Genomic DNA, 20,839 nt, shown 5'->3' with positions numbered 1-20,839 from the left:
CGGCGCGACCAGCCACAACCGACCCGCCGCCGCCGTGCAACCCGCAGCTCCCGCCCCTCAGGCGCACTCACGTCCCCGCGAGAGGCAACGCCGCCCCGACCAACTTTCCGTTCGCCGCCGCCTTGTCCAGCGCCTCCCGCAGCAGGTCCTCCCGGGGCTGACGCCCGATCGAACCCACCGGTGCCGCGAACATCAGTACCTGCTGATGCTTGTTCGCTGCGGCCCGCCATCCGTCGGTGACCAGCAGCGGCTGATGCGCCTGCCACCAGGCGACCGGCTGCCCCCCGTTGGTCCCCGGCTGCAGGACCGCGTGCAGCTGGCCCATGGCCAACAGCACGGACCAGCCGTGCAGTACCGGCGGCGCATCGGCCAGCTCCGTCACCGGCATGAACCCCTGTTCGATGAGCAGTGGCAGGAAGTCGTCCCCGGCGCCGATCGCCCCGGGTCGCATGATGGGGCCGGTCGGCTCGACGACCAGGGCGGGGTGCAGCTCCCCGGCGATCAGCACCAGTCCGCTGGTCACGCCGAGCACGGCCTGCTCCGGCACGATCGACTCCGGCTCCAGATCGACCCGGTCGCCGGTGATGGACTTCACGGCACCCTGCAACTGCTCCTCGGTGACCTGGACGACCTGCGAGGGCAGGCAGGTGGCGTGGGCGAAGGCGAGGACGGCGGTCTCGTCCCCGATGAACAGGACGGTGCTGGTGCGCTCCTGTTCGGAGTCGCCCGGGGTGCGACAGGACGTGCAGTCGTAACTGCCGGGGGCGTTCTCTCCGGCGAGCAGCCGGTCGGCTTCTTCGTCGCCGATCTCGGCACGTACCTCGTCGCTGACGTCGAGCATGCGCGGCACGGTTGGCTCCCTCGGGATGCGGTGCGTGGCGGGGCCGGGTGGCTCCCGGTCCGTGAACCGGGCGGGTGCCGGGCTCATGAAGAAGACAACGGACGATCTGTGGCGGGAGTCACGCACCACGGCGAACGGAATCGAACCATCCACCGCACACGGTCACCTCGGGTGCGGAATCGCGCACTCACCGTCAAGTCGTAGGAGAACCAAGGAAGTTGGATGCGTGGGGTGCGTCACAGATCACCGGGGTCGCTGGTCGACAAATCCGGAAATCAGCGAATGAAGTGGGTGGCCGGAAATCGCCGATACCGGAGGTAGCGGCGAACTGGCCTGGAATGACAAGGAGTTGGTTGATACCGACCGGCCGCCCTCCCTACATTCCTCCGCCGTGTGCAACGAGCACCGCTCGGGTACGTCCGCCGGACCGCAACAAGCCAGCTCGCAGTACCGAATCCGGCGGACGGGGCGAGCGCGACTCACGCGCCCCATGGCGTGGGAGTGGCGTTCCGCTCTGGGGGACCCCGAGTGCTTCGAGAGGGAACTACATGTCCGAATGTGCCGATAACACTCACGGCAACGCTCTCAAGACGCAGCAGGCTCCGAACCGGAGCCGGACTCATGCGACGGCGGCTCTCGCCGGGGCGGTACTGCTCGCCCCGCTCGGGCTGCTGGCCGCCACCGGCAACGCCGCGGCGGCGGACGGCGGAGTGTGGGACCGCATCGCACAGTGCGAGAGCGGCGGCAACTGGCACATCAACACCGGCAACGGCTACTACGGCGGACTGCAGTTCGCCCCCTCCACGTGGCGCGCGTACGGCGGTACGGCCTACGCGCCGACGGCGGACCGGGCGAGCAAGGCCCAGCAGATCGCCGTGGCCACCAAGGTCCAGCGCGCCCAGGGATGGGGCGCGTGGCCGACCTGTTCGGCCCGGGCCGGAGCGAATGGGAGCGCACCTGCGGCTTCCGGCGCCGACTCGGCGTCCTCCTCCACCAAGGCAGCCCCGTCGACTCCGTCACAGGCGCCGGAGCGTTCGTCGGGACACACGAACCGCAGCTCGTCCCGCGGTGACTACACCGTCCGGCAGGGCGACACGCTGAGCGGCATCGCCGCCCGGCACGGGACCACCTGGCAGCGGCTCTACGCCGTCAACAAGTCCGTCATCGGCGGTGATCCCCATCTGATCGTGCCCGGGCAGCGCTTCGAACTCTGAGCGTCGCTCCCTGCCCCGGGCGCGGGGCCCCACCCGGTCCGCCGACCGGGTGGGGCCCCGGCGGCCGTCGGACGCGCCGCCCCCTTCGGCCGCAATCAGCTGCCTAGCGTGCTCATATGAAATGCACACCACTCACGATCGCCCTGGCCGCCGCCCTGTTCACCGCCGTTCTCCCGGGAACGTCGCACGCGGCGCAGGCAACACACCCGACGCGGCACGTCCATACGGCGCCACCTCCGGCTCCCGGACCGCCGCCCAAACCCGTGGCCTACGGTTGCGCCAAGGACCAGTGGCCCTGGGGCTGCGTCGCCAAGTGTGAGAGCGGCGGCAATTGGCGCATCAACACCGGCAACGGCCACTACGGGGGACTGCAGTTCTCGCAGTCGACCTGGGAGGGCTTCGGCGGCGCGAAGTACGCCCCGCGCGCGGATCTCGCCACCCGCAAGGAGCAGATCACGATCGCCCGGAAAGTGGTGGCCGTGCAGGGGTGGGGGGCCTGGCCGCACTGCTCCAGGCGATACGGGCTCAAGGGCCGTATGCACATGGAGAAACCCAGCGTCGCGGATCGGCTGACCGCGAAGACGTCGCTGCTCATCCGGAAGGGCTCGACGCTCATCCGGAAGGGCTCGACCCGGTTCGGCGCGCTGCACGGCGCTCCCACTCGCCGGTCTCTCCGCTGAACGCGACCGCGCCCCGTCGCAGTTCGTAGACGAGCGCCGCCTTGCCGTGCAGCACGCGCGGCAGGCGCTGCTCGGCGACGACCACACAGGCGTCGAGTTCGCTCAGCAGTTCGTACGTACGGATCGCGACCGTGGGCGACATGCCCTGTGCCGGCTCGTCAACGAGCACCACGCGCGCGCGTGCCAGCACGGCGCGGGCGAGGGCGAGCATGCGCTGCTCGCCGCCGGAGAGGGTGCCGGCGCGGCGGGCGAGCAGGGGTTCGAGGCGGGGGTAGGCGTCGAGGGCGATGTCGTACGAGTCAGCCGCGAGTTCGAGGTTCTCCCGCACGGTGAGGGAGCCGAACGCCGCCTGCCGCTCGGGGACCAGGCACAGTCCGCGGCGGGCCCGTTCGTGGGCGGGCATACGGGTCACGTCGGCGCCGTCCCACACCACCGCGCCGCCCGACAGGGGCAGGGTGCCGGCCAGGGCGCGCAGGGCGGTCGTACGGCCGGATCCGTTCCGTCCCAGCAGGACGGTGAGGCCGGGGCCGGGAGCGGCGAAGGTGACGCCGTGCAGGGCCTCCAGGGGGCCGTAGCGCACGCGCGCGTGGCGCAGCGAGATCGTGGTCATACGGGGGTCTCCTGGGAGCCTGCGACGTCGAGCACGCGGTCGGGTGGCCCGGAGGCGACGATGCGGCCCGCCGCCATGACGTGCACGGTGTCGGCGAGGTCGGCGACCAGGTCGAGGTCGTGCTCGACGACGAGCAGGGCCGTGCCGTCGGCGGCGAGGGCCCTCAGGACCCGGGCCAGTGCGGTGACTTCGGCGGTGTCGAGGCCGGCGGCGGGTTCGTCGAGCAGCAGCACGCGCGGGCTGCCCGCGAGGGCACGGGCCAGTTCGACGCGGCGCAGTGTGCCGGTGGGCAGGGCGGCCGCGGGCATCGCCCGTACGGGGCCGTCGAGATCGAGGAGCCTGAGGGCTCGTTCCACGGCTGCGGGGTCCCGGACCCGGCCGTGCTCGGCGCCTACGCGGACGTTGTCGGCCACGGTCAAGGAGGGGAATACGGCCAGTTGCTGGAAGGTGCGGGCGATGCCGAGGCGGGTGCGGGCGTGTGCGGGCAGGCGGGTGATGTTCCGGGTGCCCAGCAGGACTTGGCCGCGGGCGGGGCGGTGGGTGCCGGCCAGGCAGTGGAACAGGGTGCTCTTTCCGGCGCCGTTGGGGCCGATGATCGCGGTGATGTGGCCGGGATGGACGGTGAGCATGACGTCGTCGAGGGCCGTGAAGCCGTCGTAGCGGGCTTGGAGGTGGTGGGTGGTGAGGGGGGCGAGTTCGGGTGGTGGTGTGGGGGCGGGCCGTGTGGGGGTGGGCACGGGGCCTTCGGCCACGCTTGCCGTGGCGCCCTGTTCGTCCCGGTGTGTCGCTCCCGCCAGGCCCGTCGCCGTCACCCCCGCCAGGGTCGGCCTGGACGCCGGTCCTCGTTCCGGCGGCCGCAGACGCCTCCGCGCCCCCGCCCCCGACGCCGTAAGCCTCGCCCTCCTCCGCAACCGCAGCCTCGCCGTCGCCGTTCGCAGTGCCTCGTACGGTCCCCCGGGGAAGCGGCCCACCAGGACCGCCAGTACGCCGATCAGGGCCGCCGCCACCCCGCCCCGGGCACCCGCGTCCAGGCCCACCAGCAGGGCTGCCGCGGCCAAGGCGCCCAGGGTGCTGTCGGCACCCAGGACCACTACCGCGGCGAACCAGAGGAGGCCGCGGACCGGGTCGTAGGCGGCCGGGTCGAAGGCGCGCAGGCCCATGCCGAGCAGGCCGCCGCCCAGGGCGGCCAGGGCGGCGCCCGAGACGAAGGCCAGGAGCTTCAAGGAGGGCACCTGGACGCCTGCCGCCGATGCCCCCGACTCGTGGTCCCGCATCGCCGCCAGGGCCCGGCCCGTGCGGCCCCGGCGCAGCAGCCAGGTCGTCAGCAGGGCGGCCGCGAGGAGGGTGAGCTCCAGGACGTAGTACGCGCGGTCGCCCTCGAAGCCGGTCGGGCGGCCCAGGGACAGGCCCGAGATCGCGTACGGCTGGGCGAAGACGAAGCGGCTCACACCGACGCCCACCGCGAAGGTCGCCAGGGCCAGGGCGAGGCCGCGGCGGCTGATCGCCGGCCAGCCGGTGAGGAGGCCCAGCGGGGCCACCAGGATCACTGCCAGCCCCAGTGCCGCGAGTTCCGGCAGGCGCGGCAGGCCCGGGAAGCGGCCTGCTGCGAGGAGGGCCGTGAACAGGGCGCCGAGGCCCGCGTACGCCGCCTGTCCGAGGGAGATCTGGCCGCCGCGGCCCGTGACCACGACCAGGGAGAGCAGCACCACGGCCAGCGCCGGCACCTGCACCGACGTATGCAGGTCCGAGCCCGCGAAGCCCAGGGGGAGCAGGAAGAGCCCCGTCGCCACGATCCAGGCGCCCGGCGGGGTCGGCACGCGCGCGGTGGCCGTGCGGGGCAGGGCGTCGCGGGTGCCGACGCGGGGGAGGGCCAGGGCGGCGATCAGCAGCGCCACGACGAAGAGGTTCGTGCTGACGGCCTGCAGGAGGGGCGCGCTCCAGCCGGCGGGGTGCAGGCGCGTCAGCTGGCTCTGGGCCACGCCGATGGCCAGCGCTGTCCCCACCGCGAGCGGCAGGCTGCGCATCCGGGCGGCCACCGCGACCGCGACCACCTCCATGACCAGCAGCGGCATGCCGTACGGGTCCAGGCGGACGTACGGCGCCAGCAGCACGCCCGTCAGACCCGCCGTGAACGAGCCGAACGCCCAGCCCGCCGCCGCCACCCGGTCCGCGTCGATGCCGCCCAGGACGGCCAGTTGGCGGTCGTCGACCACGGCACGCAGCTCCCGGCCGAAACGCGTCCAGTGGATCACCGCGCCCACCCCGGCCGCCAGCAGCAGCGCCACCGCCAGCTGACCCCACGGATCCGCCGACACCGGCTCCGGCGCGTCGTCCCGCGCTCCCTGACCCCACAGCAGCGCCGCGCCGCCCACCAGCAGCACGAACACCCCGATGGACGCCACCAGGGTCTGCGCCGGGTCGCTGCCCAGGACCGCGAGCGGCCGGAAGGCGAACCGTTCCAGCGCCATCCCGATCCCGGGCGCGACCAGCAGCAGTGTCACCGTCGCGCCCGCCCACAGCGGCCAGCCCCACTCCACCACGCACTGCCGCAGCACATACGCGCACACCATGGCGATCGCCCCGTGCGCGAAGTTCAGCACCCCGGTCGCGCGGTACGTCACGATCAGGCCGATCCCGGTGAGCGCGGCGGCGCTGCCGACCGACAGTCCGGCCAGGGTGAGGTCGTACGTCAGGGAGGACATCAGTCATCCGCTTCGGCGGGCTCACAGATCGGGCACGGGCCCAGTTCGCCGCTCCTCACCAGCTTCGCATCGACAGCAATCGCCTCCGCCTTCCCGGCGACCAGCGGGCAGTCCGCGCGGTGCCAGAGGGTGCCGCCGGGCACCATCCGCAGGTCCCCGCTGACCGCCAGCGGCGCCGCGGCCGCCGACCCGGACTCCTCGGCGTCGGCGGGCTCGGCGGCCACCAGGAGGCCGTACAGCTCCTCCACGCGCGCGGCGGCGAGTGCGCCCCGGCCGTGGGTCAGCAGCACCGCCCCGGCGATGATCAGCGCGGCGCCGGGGACCGTGCAGGACGCGAGATACGGCAGCTGACGCTCGGCGAAACGCTCACCGGAGATGCCGTACCAGCCGATGACGCACAGCACCGCGCCCGCCGCGAGCGCGGCCCAGCCGGCCCAGAGGACGGGGTGCACGGTCCGCAGTCGGGCTGTCCGCATCGCTGGCTCCCACACGTCGGGTTTCGGTGCACGCACAGCGGGTTTCTGCGCGTGTGCCTGTCCATGTCAGCCAATGGCTTGCACTATGCCTCCTGCAAGCTGACCCTGAAAGCACCGGGCGCACACGGCCCGGATCGACACCCGGTGGTGAGCCAGATGGTTCTCGGGAGCGACCTCAGGCGGAGCAACACACACAGGGGGCGTGGCCCACGGGCGGCGGGACGGGGGACCGCGCTGGCGGCCGCCCTGCTCCTCTTCCTCGCCCCGGCCCTCGCGGCCTGCAGCGACGACGAGGGAGGCGGCGGCAACGAGACGCCGCCGACGCCGACCGTCGAGCAGACCGAGCCGACCGAGCAGTCGCCGGCCGCGACGGCGCCCGCCGACGCGGGGGCTGCCGAGACGGAGATCAAGCAGAACTGGCAGAAGTTCTTCGACCCGGAGACGTCCCTGGAGGACAAGCAGACCGTCCTGGAGAACGGCGACCGGATGGCGCCGGTCCTGCAGGCGTTCAGCGGTGACGAGCGCGGCGGGCAGGTCCAGGCGACGGTCTCCAAGGTCGAGTTCACCTCGCCGACCGAGGCGAACGTGACGTACGACCTGACCCTGAAGGGCGCGACCGCCCTGCCGAACGCCTCCGGGACCGCGGTCGAACAGGACGGCACCTGGAAGGTGTCCGCCAAGACGCTGTGCGCGCTGGTCCAGCTGAGCGGCAATGGGTCGCCGATCCCGGGGTGCTGAGGCGGCGATCGCCGTGGTGGTGCTGGCTCTGAGTACGGCGTGCGGCAGCCGGCTGCCGGAGAGCGACTTCGAGCACCGCGACCGCGGCACGCCCTCGGCGCCCGCGGCGGACCGCACCCCGGTCCGCGTCGGCATCATCACCAGCGCCACCAGCCCCGTCGGCGGCAGCGCCTTCACCGGCCCGCGCGACGGCGCCAAGGCCTGGTTCGAGCGCCTGAACGCGCGCGGCGGCATCGACGGCCGCCGGGTCGAGGTGCGCGAGTGCGACGACGGCGGCAGCGGCGTCGGCAACAACGAGTGCGTGCACGAGCTGATCGACGAGGACGACGTCGTCGCCCTGGTCGCCACCACCGCCCTGGACTACGCGGGCGCCTCCCGCGTCTCACGCGCGCGTGTGCCCGACATCGGCGGCCAGCCCATCGGGGCCGCCTACGACACCTACCCGCACCTGTACGGCATCTACGGCAGCCTCGCGCCGCGCGACGGCACGACCGGCTGGGACGGCAAGCAGTACGGCGGCACGGAGGTCTACCGCTACTTCAAGCGCGAGCACGGCGCCCGTACGGCCGCCGTCGTCTCCTACAACCAGCCCGCGTCCGCCGCCTACGCCCGGCTCGTCGAGCGGGGGTTGAAGGCCGAGGGCTACAAGGTGGTCACCGAGCAGGTCGACTTCGCGCTGCCCAACTTCCGCGCGGTGGCGGCCGATCTGAAGGAACAGGGCGCCGACCTCGTCTTTGACGCCATCGACACCCACGGCAACGCCCGGCTGTGCGAGGCGATGGACGACGTCGGTGCCGAGGTCACCGCCAAGGTCACGAACGTACAGAACTGGACGTCCACCGTCGCCGAGGACTACAAGGACTCCCCGCGCTGCCGCAACGCCCTGTGGGCGACCGGGTCGTCCCGCAACCACGAGGACACGGACCAGGAGGCCGTACGGGAGTTCCGGGACGCCACCAAGGGGCTGAAGGCGCACTCCCAGTGGCAGTTGGAGGGCTGGGCGGCGGCGATGTGGTTCACGGACGCGGCGAAGTCGTGTGCCGCCGAGGGCATCACGCGCGCGTGCGTCGACGACTTCATGAACCACAGCCAGGGATACACCGCCGACGGGCTGCTGATCCCGGTCAGGTTCGAGCGGTCGGCCGAGCCGCCGAAGAGCCGCCGGACCTGTCTGTCGGTGGCCCGCTGGGAGGACGGCAGGGGCTGGGTCTCCCAAGGAGACATGAACACCACGTGCTTCGCGGTCCCACAGCTGTCGTACCAGCCGTGACGGGCAACCAAAAGGCCGTATCGCCGGTCCAACCGAGAGAGCACAGAGCCGAGGGAGGAACCGCAGCGTATGACCGTGTCGCAGGCAGCACCCCTGCGCGCCGACTGCATCGCGGATTCGGCCGGCGGGCTGACCTTCGACGTCAGCGCGGCCGGGGCCACCGTCGTGGCCCACCTCGTCCTGCGCCATCGCGAGGGCCCCGAGGAGGTCAGCCTGCCCCTGACCCCGGCCGCGCACGGCCGCCTGCGCGCCGCACTCCCCAGCAGCGTCGCCCTGCCCGAGGGCCACTGGGACGCGTACGCGCGCGTGACGGACGAGGAACCGCACCGCTTGGCACCGGGCGACATGGAGGTGCACTCCCTGGCCTCTCGGGTCCCGTACGAGACCCGCCAGGGCAACCTGAGCGTCGAATCCCGGTTAGGGGCAACGCCCTCCAGGGGCGCGGGGCTGGATCGACATGCGGCTCCGCCGCGGGGCGCGACCAGCCACGACGGGCATGTACTCGCCCGCGAACCCGTACCCCCGAGCTCCTAGGCGATCACCGGCACTCCCCGCGGCAGCGACTGGGCCGAGCGCCTGCGCATGCACCAGGCGGTCCTGGAGCCGGACGAGCTCGTCGAGGCGATCAGGACGGCCCACGGTCGGCTTGCTCGCTCTGTGGCTCGGGCTGCGGAGCCTCCAACGCGTGCGCCGGGTGGTGCAGGTCGAACGCCGGGGACTCGGAGCGGATCCGCGGCAGCGCGTTGAAGTTGTGCCGCGGGGGCGGGCAGGAGGTCGCCCACTCCAGGGAGCGGCCGTAGCCCCAGGGGTCGTCGACCTCGACCCTCTTGCCGTACTTCGCGGTCTTCCAGACGTTGTAGAGGAACGGCAGCGTCGACATGCCGAGCAGGAACGCGCCGATCGTCGAGATCGTGTTCAGCGCCGTGAAGCCGTCGGCGGCGAGATAGTCGGCGTACCGGCGGGGCATGCCCTCCGCGCCCAGCCAGTGCTGCACGAGGAACGTGGTGTGGAAGCCGACGAACAGCGTCCAGAAGTGGATCTTGCCCAGCCGCTCGTCGAGCATCTTCCCGGTGAACTTGGGCCACCAGAAGTGGAACCCGGCGAAGATCGCGAAGACGACGGTGCCGAAGACGACGTAGTGGAAGTGGGCGACGACGAAGTACGAGTCGGAGACGTGGAAGTCCATCGGCGGCGACGCCAGGATCACCCCGGTCAGCCCGCCGAACAGGAACGTCATCAGGAAGCCGAACGCCCACAGCATCGGGGTCTCGAAGGACAGCGAGCCCTTGATCATGGTGCCGGTCCAGTTGAAGAACTTCACGCCCGTCGGCACCGCGATCAGGAAGCTCATGAAGGAGAAGAACGGCAGCAGGACCGCGCCCGTGACGAACATGTGGTGCGCCCACACCACGATCGACAGACCGGTGATCGCCATCGTCGCCCCGACCAGCGTCAGATAGCCGAAGATCGGCTTGCGCGAGAAGACCGGGATGATCTCGCTGATGATGCCGAAGAACGGCAGCGCGATGATGTACACCTCGGGGTGGCCGAAGAACCAGAACAGGTGCTGCCACAGCAGCGCCCCGCCGTTGCCCGCCTCGAACACCACCGAGCCGAACCGGCGGTCCGCCTCCAGCACCAGCAGCGCCGCCGCCAGCACCGGGAACGCCATCAGGATCAGGATCGACGTGAACAGCGTGTTCCACACGAAGATCGGCATCCGGAACATCGTCATGCCGGGGGCGCGCATCCCGATGATCGTGGTGATGAAGTTGACCGCGCCGAGGATGGTGCCGAAGCCGGCCAGCGCGAGGCCCATGATCCACAGGTCGGGGCCGATGCCGGGCGAGCGCTCCAGGCTGTTGAGCGGCGCGTAGGCGAACCAGCCGAAGGCGGCCGGCCCGTCCGGCACGATCAGCGAGCCCATCACGATCAGGCCGCCGAACAGGAACAGCCAGTACGAGAACATGTTCAGCCGGGGGAAGGCCACGTCCGGGGCGCCGATCTGCAGCGGCATCAGCTCGTTGGCGAAGCCCGCGAAGGTGGGCGTCGCGAACAGCAGCAGCATGATCGTGCCGTGCATGGTGAACAACTGGTTGAACTGCTCGTTGCTCAGCAGCTGCATCCCGGGCCGGGCCAGTTCGGCCCGCATCAGCAGGGCCATGACGCCGCCGGCCAGGAAGAACCCGAACGACGTGATCAGGTAGAGATGGCCGATCTTCTTGTGGTCGGTGGTGGTCAGCCAGTCGACGATCACTCGTCCGGGCCGTCTGGTCCGCTCGGGCCGTGCCGTCGCCCGTACGGTCTGCGTCCCCATCGCTCGCCCCTTCGCTCGTAGCGCCCCGGGCCCGCTGAAAGCCCGCGCCGCACGCGCCGACGCGAGCTCACGCCATGATGCTCGCGTCGGCGGTGCTCCGACAGGGGGCGTACGGAGGTTCTGTGGTAGAACCATGTACTTTCTGTGTGGCACCGGTTCCCGAGGCCCACGCCCCGCTGCGGCGGCAGCCAATGCCGGGGCGGAGGGAAGCGGAGGGAAAAGGGGTCCGCTAAGGAGTCCGGGGGCAGTTCCCCGGGAACTTTTCCGGCGGGCTATTGGCCCGGTCGGTGCGACACGCGGAAATTACGATGGAATGCCTGCGGAAGGCCTACGGAACCGCTCGTCCGTGTGACGAAGTGTGGCCGAAACGCCCGTCGTGATTCTGTGACAAAAGCGTGACCGGAGGGGGACGAGTGGCCTGGATGGCCGTTACAAAGGTCCCCGGTCCGCTCTGGCCCGATCCTTCGCCGAGGCCCTAGCGTGGCGGCATGGCACCCATTCCGAAACCCCCTGCCGAACCCCAGGACAGCCCGGACGCATATGTCGGTCTCGACGCCGACCGGGCCGAGCGACTGGCCCGTGACCGAGGCTGGTCGACGGTGCGTTCGCTGCCGCCGGGGGCGATCATCACCATGGAGTACAGGAGCGGTCGCCTGAACTTCGAGGTCAAGGACGGCCAGGTGGCGCGGGCCTGGAAGGGCTGACGAACGGCTGACACAGGGCGACGGCCCCGGCTCCTGTCGAGGAGCCGGGGCCGTCGCGCTGCGGGGTGGTGGTGCGTACCGAACCCCGCTTGTCCGGAGTGGGGGAGGTCAGCCGCCCGTGAGGGGGCGGGCCGCCGGGGCCGCGCCGCGGGCGATGCGGTCCGTGTGCGGCGGGCGGCGGCTGCCGACCGGGGTGACCGGAGTGCGCTCCCCGCGGGTCGTGTGCGGGCCGGGCGCCAGATAGACGGGCGCCCGGGGTGAGCGGGGCACGGAGGCCGCCTCGCGTGCCGCGACCTCGTCGTCGGCGGGCGTGGCACGCGGCTTGAGCAGCACCGGGGCCCCGACCGGGGTGGTCGATGGGGTTCCCCCCGCCCGAGCCGGTTCGAGCACGGGGGCGGGAACGGCGCCGGCCCGGCGCTCGCGCCAGCGGTCGCGCAGGTCGAAGATCCAGGTCTCGGAGCGGGCGATCAGCGGCTCGAACCACGGCAGGGCGAGCATGATCAGCAGACCGGCGGCCCAGCCGAGCAGAACGTCGCTCAGCCAGTGCGTACCGAGGTAGACGGTGGACAGGCCGACGCCCAGCGAGGTCACCGCCGACAGGGCCGACAGCCAGCGGCGCGCTCTCGGGGTCGAGGCCAGATAGGCCAGGATTCCCCAGGTCACCACGGCGTTGGCGGTGTGGCCGCTGGGGAATATATCGCCGCCCAGGCCCATCTCGTTGGATCCGATGGTGGTCGCGTAGTGCGGTCCGAGGCGGCCCATGCCGAGCTTGGCGGCACCGACGGTGATGTTCAGCAGGAGCAGTGAGACGCCGAGCGCGAGCAGCGGCCGCAGCGTGTGCTGCCGCCAGGAACGCCAGCCCAGCCAGGCCGCGACCATCACGGCGGTGGGGCCGCGCTGGCCGAGCACCACGTAGTAGTCGACGAACGCGTGGATCTCCGCCCACTGCTGGTACGGCCGGAAGAACATGACCTGCCAGTCGAACCGGACCAGCCACGAGGTGATGACGACGGCCCACACGATGGCCCCGTAGAAGGCCAGGGTCGCGGCGAACAGCACGATCCTGTGCGGGGTCATCCGCGGCACATCGATGTGGGCCGGACGTTCTGGTTCCCGGTCCAGCCTGGCGAAGACCCGGTCCAGACGGGTCAGCTTTCGTTCGGTACGCACCCAATCGACGTTACAGCGAGTGAGCGCAGTTCAAGGGCGATTCCACGGCTTTGTGATGACGATGTGATGTGGGATTCCTCTCAGGAGGAGGTTTATTTCCAAGGAATCCCTAATCATCGGGCGCTGCATCCTTCAATTCCTTTGATCATTCTGACGGTTCGTTTTTCACTGCTTATGAATTCGTTAACCGAATCATGGGATGGAATTCCCCTGGGGCTCACCGCCCCGGGCCCGGCCCCGAGCAGGGGCGGACGGGGGAGAGCGCGGCCGGACGTGGCGTACGCCACACGCGTTCTGTGCGGAGTCTGAGAGGTCCGCCACTCGGCACCGACGTGGACTCGCGTACTCTGACGAGTCACTCGCCCTTCGTTGCGCGGGCCGGAGACCACCGCTCCTCTCCGGCCGAGTCACGGGGAGTCCCCACCCCGTGAGCCCGCCGGGGCGAGGGAACATCTGGGAGGTACGTACATGTCCGGGACGACCACGGCCGCCGCTGCGCTGCGCCGTCGGGCGGCCGGGGCCGGTGCCAACCGCTGGGTCGTCCTCGTCGTCCTCTGCACCAGCCTGCTGCTCGTCGCGGTCGACGCGACCGTGCTGCACGTGGCGGTGCCCGCCGTCACCGAGGACCTCAGGCCCGGCGGGATAGAACTGCTCTGGATCGTCGACATCTATCCGCTGGTCTGCGCCTCGCTGCTGATCCTCTTCGGCACGCTCGGTGACCGTGTGGGCCGCAGGCGGGTCCTGCTTCTCGGATACGGCCTCTTCGGCCTCGCCTCCGGCCTCGCGGCCCTCGCGCACGACCCACAGGTGCTGATCCTGGCCCGCGCCCTGCTCGGCGTCGGTGGCGCGATGATCATGCCCGCGACCCTGTCGATCCTGCGCCAGGTCTTCCCCGACCGGCGCGAGCGGGCCCTCGCGATCGGCATCTGGAGCGCCGTGGCCGCGGTGGGCGCGGCGGTCGGGCCACTGCTCGGCGGCTTCCTCCTCGAACACTTCTGGTGGGGCTCGGTCTTCCTCGTCAACATCCCGCTGATGCTGGTCAGCCTCCCGGTGGGACGGCTGCTGCTGCCCGAGTCGAAGGGCGACGGCAAGGGTCCCTGGGACGTGGTCGGCGCGCTGATGGCGGCGGCCGGGCTGTTCGGCGTCGTCCTGGGCGTGAAGCGGCTCGGCGGCGGGGAGGCGGTGGCCAGCGTGTTCACCCTGGCACCGCTGGTGATCGGTGCGGTGCTGCTGGTTCTTTTCGTACGACGGCAGCGACGCCGGGAGTATCCGCTGGTGGACCTGCGGATGTTCGCCCGGCCGGCCTTCAGTACGTCCGTCGGGTGCATCGTGCTGGCGATGCTCGCGCTCGTCGGACTCGAACTCATCGCGGCGCAGTATCTGCAGCTGGTGCTGGGGCTGTCGCCGCTGGAGACGGGGCTACGGCTGCTGCCGCTGACGTTCGCCGCGATGGCGTCCGGCCTCGCGGGGGCGCGGATGCTGCGGCGGTTCGGGCCGCGGCGGATGGTGTGCTTCGGTTTCTGTCTGACGGCCGTCGCGGTGCTGCTGCTGACGGCCATGGGCGGCGAGGACAATCCCGCGCTGCTGCTCTTCGGGTTCGTGTTGCTGGGCTTCGGGCTGGAGACGACGCTCTTCGGGGCGTACGAGTCGATGCTGAGCGAGGCTCCGCCCGAGCAGGCCGGTGGGGCGGCGGCGATCGGCGAGACGTCGTACCAGCTGGGCGCGGGGATCGGCATCGCGCTGCTGGGCAGCGTGATGAACGCGGCGTATGCCCCCGGGCTGGCGAACGTTCCGGGTGTTCCGGCGCCGGCCTCCGCGGCGGCTTCGCACTCGCTGGGCGAGGCCTACGACGTTGCCGCGCAGCTGGGCGGGCCTGCGGGGGTTGCTCTGCAGCGGGCGGCTCGGGACTGCTTCGTGCACGGGCTGCATGTGACGTTGCTGGTGAGTGCGGCTCTGCTGCTGCTGGGCGCGGTGATGGCGTTGCGGCTGCCGCGGGCCATGCAGTGCGAGGCGCCTGCCGTGGAGTTGCCCAAGCCGAGGGAAGTCGCGGAGTCCCGCGTCTCCGTTTGACCAGCCTTCTGCTCCTCCCCGGGAGTCGTACTGGACGTGCGGCACGCCGCGTCGTAGCGTCTGCCCAGAGTCAGTAACTAGCGGCGCTAGTTTTAGTCCTCGCCGGAGGGTGTCCCATGTCCGCGTCCTCGAAGTTGCCCCCGTTCGACCCCGCCGACCCCCTCGGCATCGACGACCTCCTGGAGCCCGAGGACCTGGCGATTCGGAGCACCGTGCGGGAGTGGGCCGCGGACCGGGTCGTGCCGTACGTCGCCGAGTGGTACGAGAAGGGCGAGCTGCCGGGGATTCGCGAGATCGCCCGGGAACTCGGTGAGATCGGCGCCCTCGGGATGTCGCTCAACGGGTACGGGTGTGCCGGTGCGTCCGCCGTGCAGTACGGGCTCGCCTGTCTGGAGCTGGAGGCCGCCGACTCCGGGATCCGGTCCCTGGTCTCCGTGCAGGGGTCCCTCGCCATGTACGCCATTCACCGGTTCGGGAGCGAGTCGCAGAAGCAGGAGTGGCTGCCCCGCATGGCCTCCGGCGAGGTCATCGGGTGCTTCGGGCTGACCGAGCCGGACCACGGGTCCGACCCCGCCTCGATGAGGACCTACGCCAAGCGGGACGGGTCCGACTGGGTGCTCAATGGGCGCAAGATGTGGATCACCAACGGGTCCGTCGCCGGGGTGGCCGTCGTGTGGGCGCAGACGGAGGAGGGGATCCGCGGGTTCGTCGTGCCGGCCGACAGCGCCGGGTTCTCCGCTCCCGAGATCAAGCACAAGCTGTCGCTGCGCGCCTCCGTCACCAGTGAGCTGGTCCTCGACGACGTACGACTGCCCGCCGATGCCGTGCTGCCCGAGGTGGTCGGGCTCAAGGGGCCGCTCAGCTGTCTCTCGCACGCCCGCTACGGGATCGTGTGGGGGGCCATGGGCGCGGCGCGTTCCTGTTTCGAGTCCGCCGTCGAATACGCCAAGACGCGGGAGCAGTTCGGTCGGCCGATCGGTGGCTTCCAGCTCACCCAGGCCAAACTCGCCGACATGGCGCTCGAACTGCACAAGGGGATTCTGCTCGCCCATCACCTGGGGCGGCGCATGGACGCCGGCCGCCTGCGTCCCGAGCAGGTCAGCTTCGGCAAGCTCAACAACGTCCGCGAGGCCATCGACATCTGCCGTACGGCGCGGACCATCCTCGGTGCCAACGGGATCTCGCTCGAATACCCCGTGATGCGGCACGCGACCAACCTCGAATCGGTGCTCACCTACGAGGGCACCGTCGAGATGCACCAGCTCGTGCTGGGCAAGGCGCTCACCGGACTCGACGCCTTCCGCTGATCCCCACCAGGGGGCAGGGCCGGCGAGCGGCCCTGCCTCAGCTCTGGTTGTAGAAGCCGTCCGTGCGGTGTGCCGACGCCTCGCCGTTGATGATCTCCGTGTCGGCCGGGGTCAGCAGGAACACGCGGTTGGACACGCGGTCGATCGAGCCGCGCAGACCGAAGATGAGCCCCGCCGCGAAGTCGACGACGCGCTTGGCGTCGCCCGGCTCCATGGCCGTGAGGTTCATGATGACCGGAACCCCGTCCCGGAACAGCTCGCCGATGGCGCGGGCGTCCCGGAAGCTGTCCGGAGTGACCGTGCCGATGCGGCGGCCCTTCTCCTCGGCGACGTCCGTGGCCACCTTGACCCGCGGGTCGGTGACCCAGGCTTCCCCGGGCTCGGTCCCTTCGGAGTAGTCGTCGTCGTAGTAACGCTCGTCATCGTTGTCGTCAACGAGGCCCAGCCAGGCACTCGCCTTGCGCACCGATCCCATGGACGCCTCCTCTCACAGCGGTCTCTTTTACATTCCGCATCCCTATGGTCATCCATGATGCGGACGTCGCGCCAAGTGGATAGACGCCGCGCGGGGGGTTTGTGACGGTACTGGTGCACAGCGATTCCGTCGAGAGCCCGTGTCCCCCAAGGGTCATGCCACGTACGGCTGCTGACTGTGAGTGAAATATGATTCTTCACGGCGTATGGGTGATGCTGGGGGCGTACGGGTGAACGAGGCCGGCGTGGTGATCCGTACCACGATCGATACGATGCGGCAGCTCAGCGTCGTGAGAAGCGTCGTAAGAACCACAGGGGGACGTCGTGTTCGGAATCGTCAGGCCATGTCGTCATCGGCTCGGTGAGAAGCTCGCCGGTCAGTGGATGGCGCATTTGTGCGGGTTGTGCCTCTCGTTGCGCGGGGACCACGGTCAGTTCGCGCGGATCGTGACGAACTACGACGGGCTCCTCATCTCTGTTCTGACGGAGGCTCAGGCCGAGCAGGACAGCGGACTGCGGCGTACGGCGGGGCCGTGCGCGTTGCGCGGGATGCGGACCGCGTCCGTCGCGCAGGGGGAGGGCGCGCGGCTCGCCGCGGCCGTCTCGCTGGTGCTCGCCTCGGCCAAGGTGCGTGACCATGTGGCCGACGGGGACGGGCTGCTGGCCCGTAAGCCGGTGGCGCTCGCCGCGCGCCGGGTGGCCGCGGGGTGGGGTGCGGCGGGTGCCCGTACCGGGTCGGCCGTCGGGTTCGACACCGCCGTACTCGTCGACGCCGTGGACCGGCAGGTCGGCATCGAGGCGCTCGCCGGGCCCGGCACGCCGATCCTCGCCGTCACCGAACCGACCGAGACGGCGACCGCCGCCGCCTTCGCGCACACCGCCATCCTGGCCGGGCGGCCGCACAACGCCGCGCCGCTCGCCGAGGCCGGGCGCCTCTTCGGACGGCTGGCGCACCTCCTGGACGCCGTGGAGGACCAGGCGGCCGATGCCGCGTCGGGTGCGTGGAACCCGCTCACCGCGACCGGGACCTCGCTGCCCGAGGCACGGCGGCTCGCGGACGACGCCGTGCAGGGGGTGCGGCTGGCGCTGCGCGAGGTTGAGTTCACCGACGCCAAGCTCGCGCATCTGCTGCTCGTGCACGAGCTGCGGCGCTCGGTGGACCGGGCGTTCGGCACGGTGCCGATGTGTTCGTCGCACCAGGCCGGGCCCTACGGGCAGCCGCCACAGCAGGGGCAGCCGCCGCAGGGGCAGGGGCCGTACGGGGAGGGGGCGTACGGGGCGCCGCCGAATCCGTATGCGGGACAGAACCCGTACGCGGGCGGGAATCCGTATGCGGGCGGTGGGGGAGCGCCCGGCGGTGGCCATGGTGGCCATGGCGGTGGCGGTGGCGGTGGTGACTTCGGTGGGTTCGGTGGTGGGCCGGCCGCTCAGCCGCCGAAGGGACGGCGTGGGTTCTGGGCCGGCTGCGGGATGTTCTGGCTGCTGTGCTGCACCTGCAAGCTGTGCTGCGCGAAGGAGTACGAGGGCCCGTGGTCCCGCAAGAAGCGCGAGGGCTGCTGCCGGGACTGCGACTGTGACGGCTGCGACTGCTGCTGCCCCTGCGACGGCTGCTAGGGACCGTCTCGCGCTCACTGGAGGGCTGTGTGGAGGGGCGACTTCCGGACATCCCTGTGGTAGAGGCGACCGATGGTGACGGAGTTGTCCCGGCCGGGCTCGGGTGGTGTACGGGAGCGTCGGCCGGTTGTGTTGGTGTGCGAGGGGGCGTGCGGCTGAGGCGACTTCAACCCGCTGCCGAGACGCGCGCGACCTGCCTCGAGAGCAGGGCTGACGGGTGCGGCAGCGGGTCAAATCGCACCGATCGTTCAAAGATTGACGGCCGAAAGGCGCCCTTGCGGCTACCCGCTGTTCGGCCGAATACTCCCCCTCAGCGCTTGTCAGGGGCACGGCGTGTTCGGAATCCGGACGTGCGGCCCTCTGACTGCGCCTCACGGGCCCCACCCCACGCGGGCCCCCGACTTCCCTTGGAGGGAACGAAACGTGAGGATCAAGCGCACCACCCCCCGCAGTGGCATTACGAGACGGACCCGGCTGATCGCCGTTTCCTCCGGCCTCGTGGCCGCAGCCGCGATCGCGATCCCCAACGCGACCGCCGCCGACTCTCCCACCACCTTCAGCACCGCCGAGCTCAAGAGCGCCAGCGGCTCGGTGCTGAAGGCCGACATCCCGGGCACCGCCTGGGCGGTCGACAGCAAGACCAACCGCGTCACGGTGACCGTCGACAGCACGGTCTCCCAGGCGGAGATAGCGAAGATCAAGCAGCAGGCCGGGACCAACGCCGACGCGCTCACGATCAAGCGCACGCCCGGCAAGTTCAGCAAGTTCATCCAGGGCGGCGACGCCATCTATGCGAGTAGCTGGCGCTGCTCGCTCGGCTTCAACGTCCAGGACAGCAGCGGCAACCAGTACTTCCTGACCGCCGGGCACTGCACCGACGGCGCCGGGACCTGGTACTCCAACTCCGGCCGCACCACGGTCATCGGCTCGACCGCCGGCTCCAGCTTCCCGGGCAACGACTACGGCATCGTGCGCTACTCCGGTTCCGTCAGCCGGCCCGGCACCGCGAACGGCGTGGACATCACCCGCGCGGCCACGCCGAGCGTGGGCACCACCGTCATCCGGGACGGCTCCACCACCGGTACGCACAGCGGCCGGGTCACCGCCCTGAACGCCACCGTCAACTACGGCGGCGGCGACGTCGTCTCCGGCCTGATCCAGACCACCGTCTGCGCCGAGCCCGGTGACTCCGGCGGTTCGCTCTACGGCAGCAACGGCACCGCGTACGGTCTGACCTCCGGCGGCAGCGGCGACTGCACCTCCGGCGGCACGACCTTCTTCCAGCCGGTTACCGAGGCCCTGAGCGCCTATGGCGTCAGCGTCTACTGACGTTCGGTCGGACGCCGGTATCCGTCTGGTCTGATCCATCTGGCCTGAGCTGTATGGCCTGATCCGTCTGGCCTGGCCTGCAGCCAGCAGCATGTGAGCCCCCGCACGCAACTGCCGTGCGGGGGCTCGCCCTTGGCCGCGTCGCGGGTTTACCGTCGAAGTGCAGGCAGTACTCCCCTGTAATGCGCCCACGTCGGACCCCGGGGGGTCGTGATGGTCGAGGAGCTGGTGGCGGCGGGAGTGACGCTCGCGTCCGCCGGTGCGGTGTACGTGACGGCGGCCGCGAGGGTCGTCAAGCAGTACGAACGGGGCGTGGTCTTCCGCCTCGGGAAGCTCCGGCCCCAGGTGCGCGGGCCCGGGTTCACCATGATCGTTCCGGGCGTCGACAAGCTGCGCAAGGTGAACATGCAGATCGTGACGATGCCCGTGCCCGCGCAGGAGGGCATCACTCGGGACAACGTCACCGTGCGGGTGGATGCCGTCGTCTACTTCAAGGTGTCCTCGCCGGCCGAGGCGGTCGTGCGGGTGGAGGACTATCGGTTCGCGGTCTCGCAGATGGCGCAGACGTCGCTTCGGTCCATCATCGGCAAGAGCGAGCTGGACGATCTGCTGTCCAACCGCGAAAAGCTCAACCAGGGACTGGAGTTGATGATCGACAGTCCCGCGGTCGAGTGGGGCGTGACGATCGATCGGGTGGACATCAAGGACGTGTCGCTGCCCGAGACCATGAAGCGGTCGATGGCCCGGCAGGCGGAGGCCGACCGGGAGCGGCGGGCGCGGCTGATCAACGCCGACGCGGAGTTCCAGGCGTCGAAGAAGCTGGCCGAGGCCGCACATCAGATGGCCGATACGCCTGCTGCTCTGCAACTTCGGCTGCTGCAGACGGTGATGGCGGTGGCGGCCGAGAAGAACTCCACGTTGGTGCTGCCGATTCCGGTGGAGTTGTTGCGGTTCCTGGAGAAAGGGGCGCAGGTCGCAGCCTCTGGTTCCGGGCGACCGCAGGCAATGCAGGATGAACCTCCGCCGCTTGAGCCGCGCTTGGATGCGGACCGCGAAGGGTCGAATTCAAGACAGGAGTAGACCTTACGCGCTGCTTATGGATTGCTTGCTCGTGGTGTTTGCTGTGCGAAGAACAGGGGTCTGACTGTGCACGGTCAAGACGGCGGGGGCGTGCAACCGTGTTCTACGCGCGTCCGGAACTCGACCTTGTGCGCTACCTGTGGGCATCGGAATAGTGAGCGTTGTTCAACCGGCCCGGACGCGGCATTTGTTGTGAGCCGCTTTCGTCGCCGTACGCCTTCCGGTTCGTGAGGTCCCCACAAC

The 20,839-nt window shown here is 70.7% G+C and carries 18 protein-coding genes; 11 read left to right on the top strand and 7 right to left on the bottom strand.

The window, feature by feature from the left end:
• Positions 1-67 precede the first annotated feature (67 nt).
• Positions 68-850, bottom strand: a complete 783-nt coding sequence (locus PBV52_RS09575; RefSeq protein WP_274237876.1) for a hypothetical protein — start codon at positions 848-850, stop codon at positions 68-70.
• A gap of 539 nt (positions 851-1,389) precedes the next feature.
• Here PBV52_RS09575 and PBV52_RS09570 point away from each other — a divergent pair.
• Both PBV52_RS09570 and PBV52_RS09565 read left to right on the top strand, forming a co-directional pair.
• A complete protein-coding gene (locus PBV52_RS09570; RefSeq protein ID WP_274237875.1) occupies positions 1,390-2,055 on the top strand; it encodes a transglycosylase family protein in 666 nt (221 codons plus the stop codon).
• 116 nt (positions 2,056-2,171) lie between these two features.
• Positions 2,172-2,735 carry a transglycosylase family protein gene (locus PBV52_RS09565; RefSeq protein ID WP_274237874.1) on the top strand — a complete coding sequence of 188 codons (564 nt, stop codon included), beginning with the start codon at positions 2,172-2,174 and terminating at the stop codon, positions 2,733-2,735.
• Here PBV52_RS09565 and PBV52_RS09560 read toward each other — a convergent pair.
• From PBV52_RS09560 to PBV52_RS09550, 3 genes are read right to left on the bottom strand one after another with little or no spacing between them, the layout of a single operon-like run.
• Positions 2,668-3,345, bottom strand: a complete 678-nt coding sequence (locus tag PBV52_RS09560) for an ATP-binding cassette domain-containing protein (protein ID WP_274237873.1) — start codon at positions 3,343-3,345, stop codon at positions 2,668-2,670. The two genes, PBV52_RS09565 and PBV52_RS09560, sit on opposite strands and share 68 nt — an antisense overlap.
• Positions 3,342-6,047 carry a branched-chain amino acid ABC transporter permease/ATP-binding protein gene (locus tag PBV52_RS09555; protein WP_274237872.1) on the bottom strand — a complete coding sequence of 902 codons (2,706 nt, stop codon included), beginning with the start codon at positions 6,045-6,047 and terminating at the stop codon, positions 3,342-3,344. Before PBV52_RS09555 ends, PBV52_RS09560 begins: the two co-directional genes overlap by 4 nt.
• A complete protein-coding gene (locus PBV52_RS09550) occupies positions 6,047-6,523 on the bottom strand; it encodes a hypothetical protein (RefSeq protein ID WP_274237871.1) in 477 nt (158 codons plus the stop codon). Before PBV52_RS09550 ends, PBV52_RS09555 begins: the two co-directional genes overlap by 1 nt.
• A 156-nt stretch (positions 6,524-6,679) precedes the next feature.
• Between PBV52_RS09550 and PBV52_RS09545 the strand changes: the two genes are divergently transcribed.
• The 3 genes from PBV52_RS09545 to PBV52_RS09535 all read left to right on the top strand — a co-directional run bounded on the left by PBV52_RS09545 (position 6,680) and on the right by PBV52_RS09535 (position 9,065).
• Positions 6,680-7,261, top strand: a complete 582-nt coding sequence (locus tag PBV52_RS09545; RefSeq protein ID WP_274237870.1) for a hypothetical protein — start codon at positions 6,680-6,682, stop codon at positions 7,259-7,261.
• A complete protein-coding gene (locus PBV52_RS09540) occupies positions 7,236-8,531 on the top strand; it encodes an ABC transporter substrate-binding protein (protein WP_274237869.1) in 1,296 nt (431 codons plus the stop codon). The genes PBV52_RS09545 and PBV52_RS09540 overlap by 26 nt, the downstream gene beginning before the upstream one ends.
• 69 nt (positions 8,532-8,600) lie before the next feature.
• Positions 8,601-9,065 (top strand): hypothetical protein, encoded by a 465-nt coding sequence (locus tag PBV52_RS09535; RefSeq protein WP_306801424.1) that lies wholly within the window; start codon positions 8,601-8,603, stop codon positions 9,063-9,065.
• Between the two features lie 91 nt (positions 9,066-9,156).
• Here PBV52_RS09535 and ctaD read toward each other — a convergent pair whose 3' ends face one another.
• A complete protein-coding gene (ctaD, locus tag PBV52_RS09530) occupies positions 9,157-10,848 on the bottom strand; it encodes a cytochrome c oxidase subunit I (RefSeq protein WP_274237868.1) in 1,692 nt (563 codons plus the stop codon).
• A 488-nt stretch (positions 10,849-11,336) separates the two neighbouring features.
• Here ctaD and PBV52_RS09525 point away from each other — a divergent pair, with 488 nt between their 5' ends.
• Positions 11,337-11,552 carry an I78 family peptidase inhibitor gene (locus tag PBV52_RS09525; RefSeq protein ID WP_274237867.1) on the top strand — a complete coding sequence of 72 codons (216 nt, stop codon included), beginning with the start codon at positions 11,337-11,339 and terminating at the stop codon, positions 11,550-11,552.
• 108 nt (positions 11,553-11,660) lie between these two features.
• Here PBV52_RS09525 and PBV52_RS09520 read toward each other — a convergent pair whose 3' ends face one another.
• Positions 11,661-12,722: a phosphatase PAP2 family protein gene (locus tag PBV52_RS09520; protein WP_274237866.1), complete on the bottom strand. Its 1,062-nt coding sequence runs from the start codon at positions 12,720-12,722 to the stop codon at positions 11,661-11,663.
• 468 nt (positions 12,723-13,190) lie between these two features.
• Here PBV52_RS09520 and PBV52_RS09515 point away from each other — a divergent pair, with 468 nt between their 5' ends.
• Entirely contained in the window at positions 13,191-14,792 is a 1,602-nt protein-coding gene (locus PBV52_RS09515) for an MFS transporter (protein WP_274237865.1), read from the top strand.
• Between the two features lie 116 nt (positions 14,793-14,908).
• Positions 14,909-16,099 carry an acyl-CoA dehydrogenase family protein gene (locus PBV52_RS09510; protein ID WP_274237864.1) on the top strand — a complete coding sequence of 397 codons (1,191 nt, stop codon included), beginning with the start codon at positions 14,909-14,911 and terminating at the stop codon, positions 16,097-16,099.
• A 37-nt stretch (positions 16,100-16,136) separates the two neighbouring features.
• Here PBV52_RS09510 and PBV52_RS09505 read toward each other — a convergent pair whose 3' ends face one another.
• Positions 16,137-16,574: a cell division protein SepF gene (locus PBV52_RS09505; RefSeq protein ID WP_274237863.1), complete on the bottom strand. Its 438-nt coding sequence runs from the start codon at positions 16,572-16,574 to the stop codon at positions 16,137-16,139.
• 323 nt (positions 16,575-16,897) lie between these two features.
• Here PBV52_RS09505 and PBV52_RS09500 point away from each other — a divergent pair, with 323 nt between their 5' ends.
• From PBV52_RS09500 to PBV52_RS09490, 3 genes are all read left to right on the top strand, one after another.
• A complete protein-coding gene (locus PBV52_RS09500; protein ID WP_274237862.1) occupies positions 16,898-18,187 on the top strand; it encodes a DUF5685 family protein in 1,290 nt (429 codons plus the stop codon).
• Positions 18,188-18,610: 423 nt separating this feature from the next.
• Positions 18,611-19,516 (top strand): S1 family peptidase, encoded by a 906-nt coding sequence (locus PBV52_RS09495; protein WP_274237861.1) that lies wholly within the window; start codon positions 18,611-18,613, stop codon positions 19,514-19,516.
• A gap of 213 nt (positions 19,517-19,729) precedes the next feature.
• A complete protein-coding gene (locus tag PBV52_RS09490) occupies positions 19,730-20,596 on the top strand; it encodes a slipin family protein (protein ID WP_274237860.1) in 867 nt (288 codons plus the stop codon).
• Positions 20,597-20,839: the final 243 nt, after the last annotated feature.

Origin of the sequence: Streptomyces sp. T12, from assembly GCF_028736035.1 — a bacterium.
Taxonomy (GTDB): Bacteria; Actinomycetota; Actinomycetes; order Streptomycetales; family Streptomycetaceae; genus Streptomyces.
This window is presented reverse-complemented; position numbering and strand designations above follow the sequence as displayed.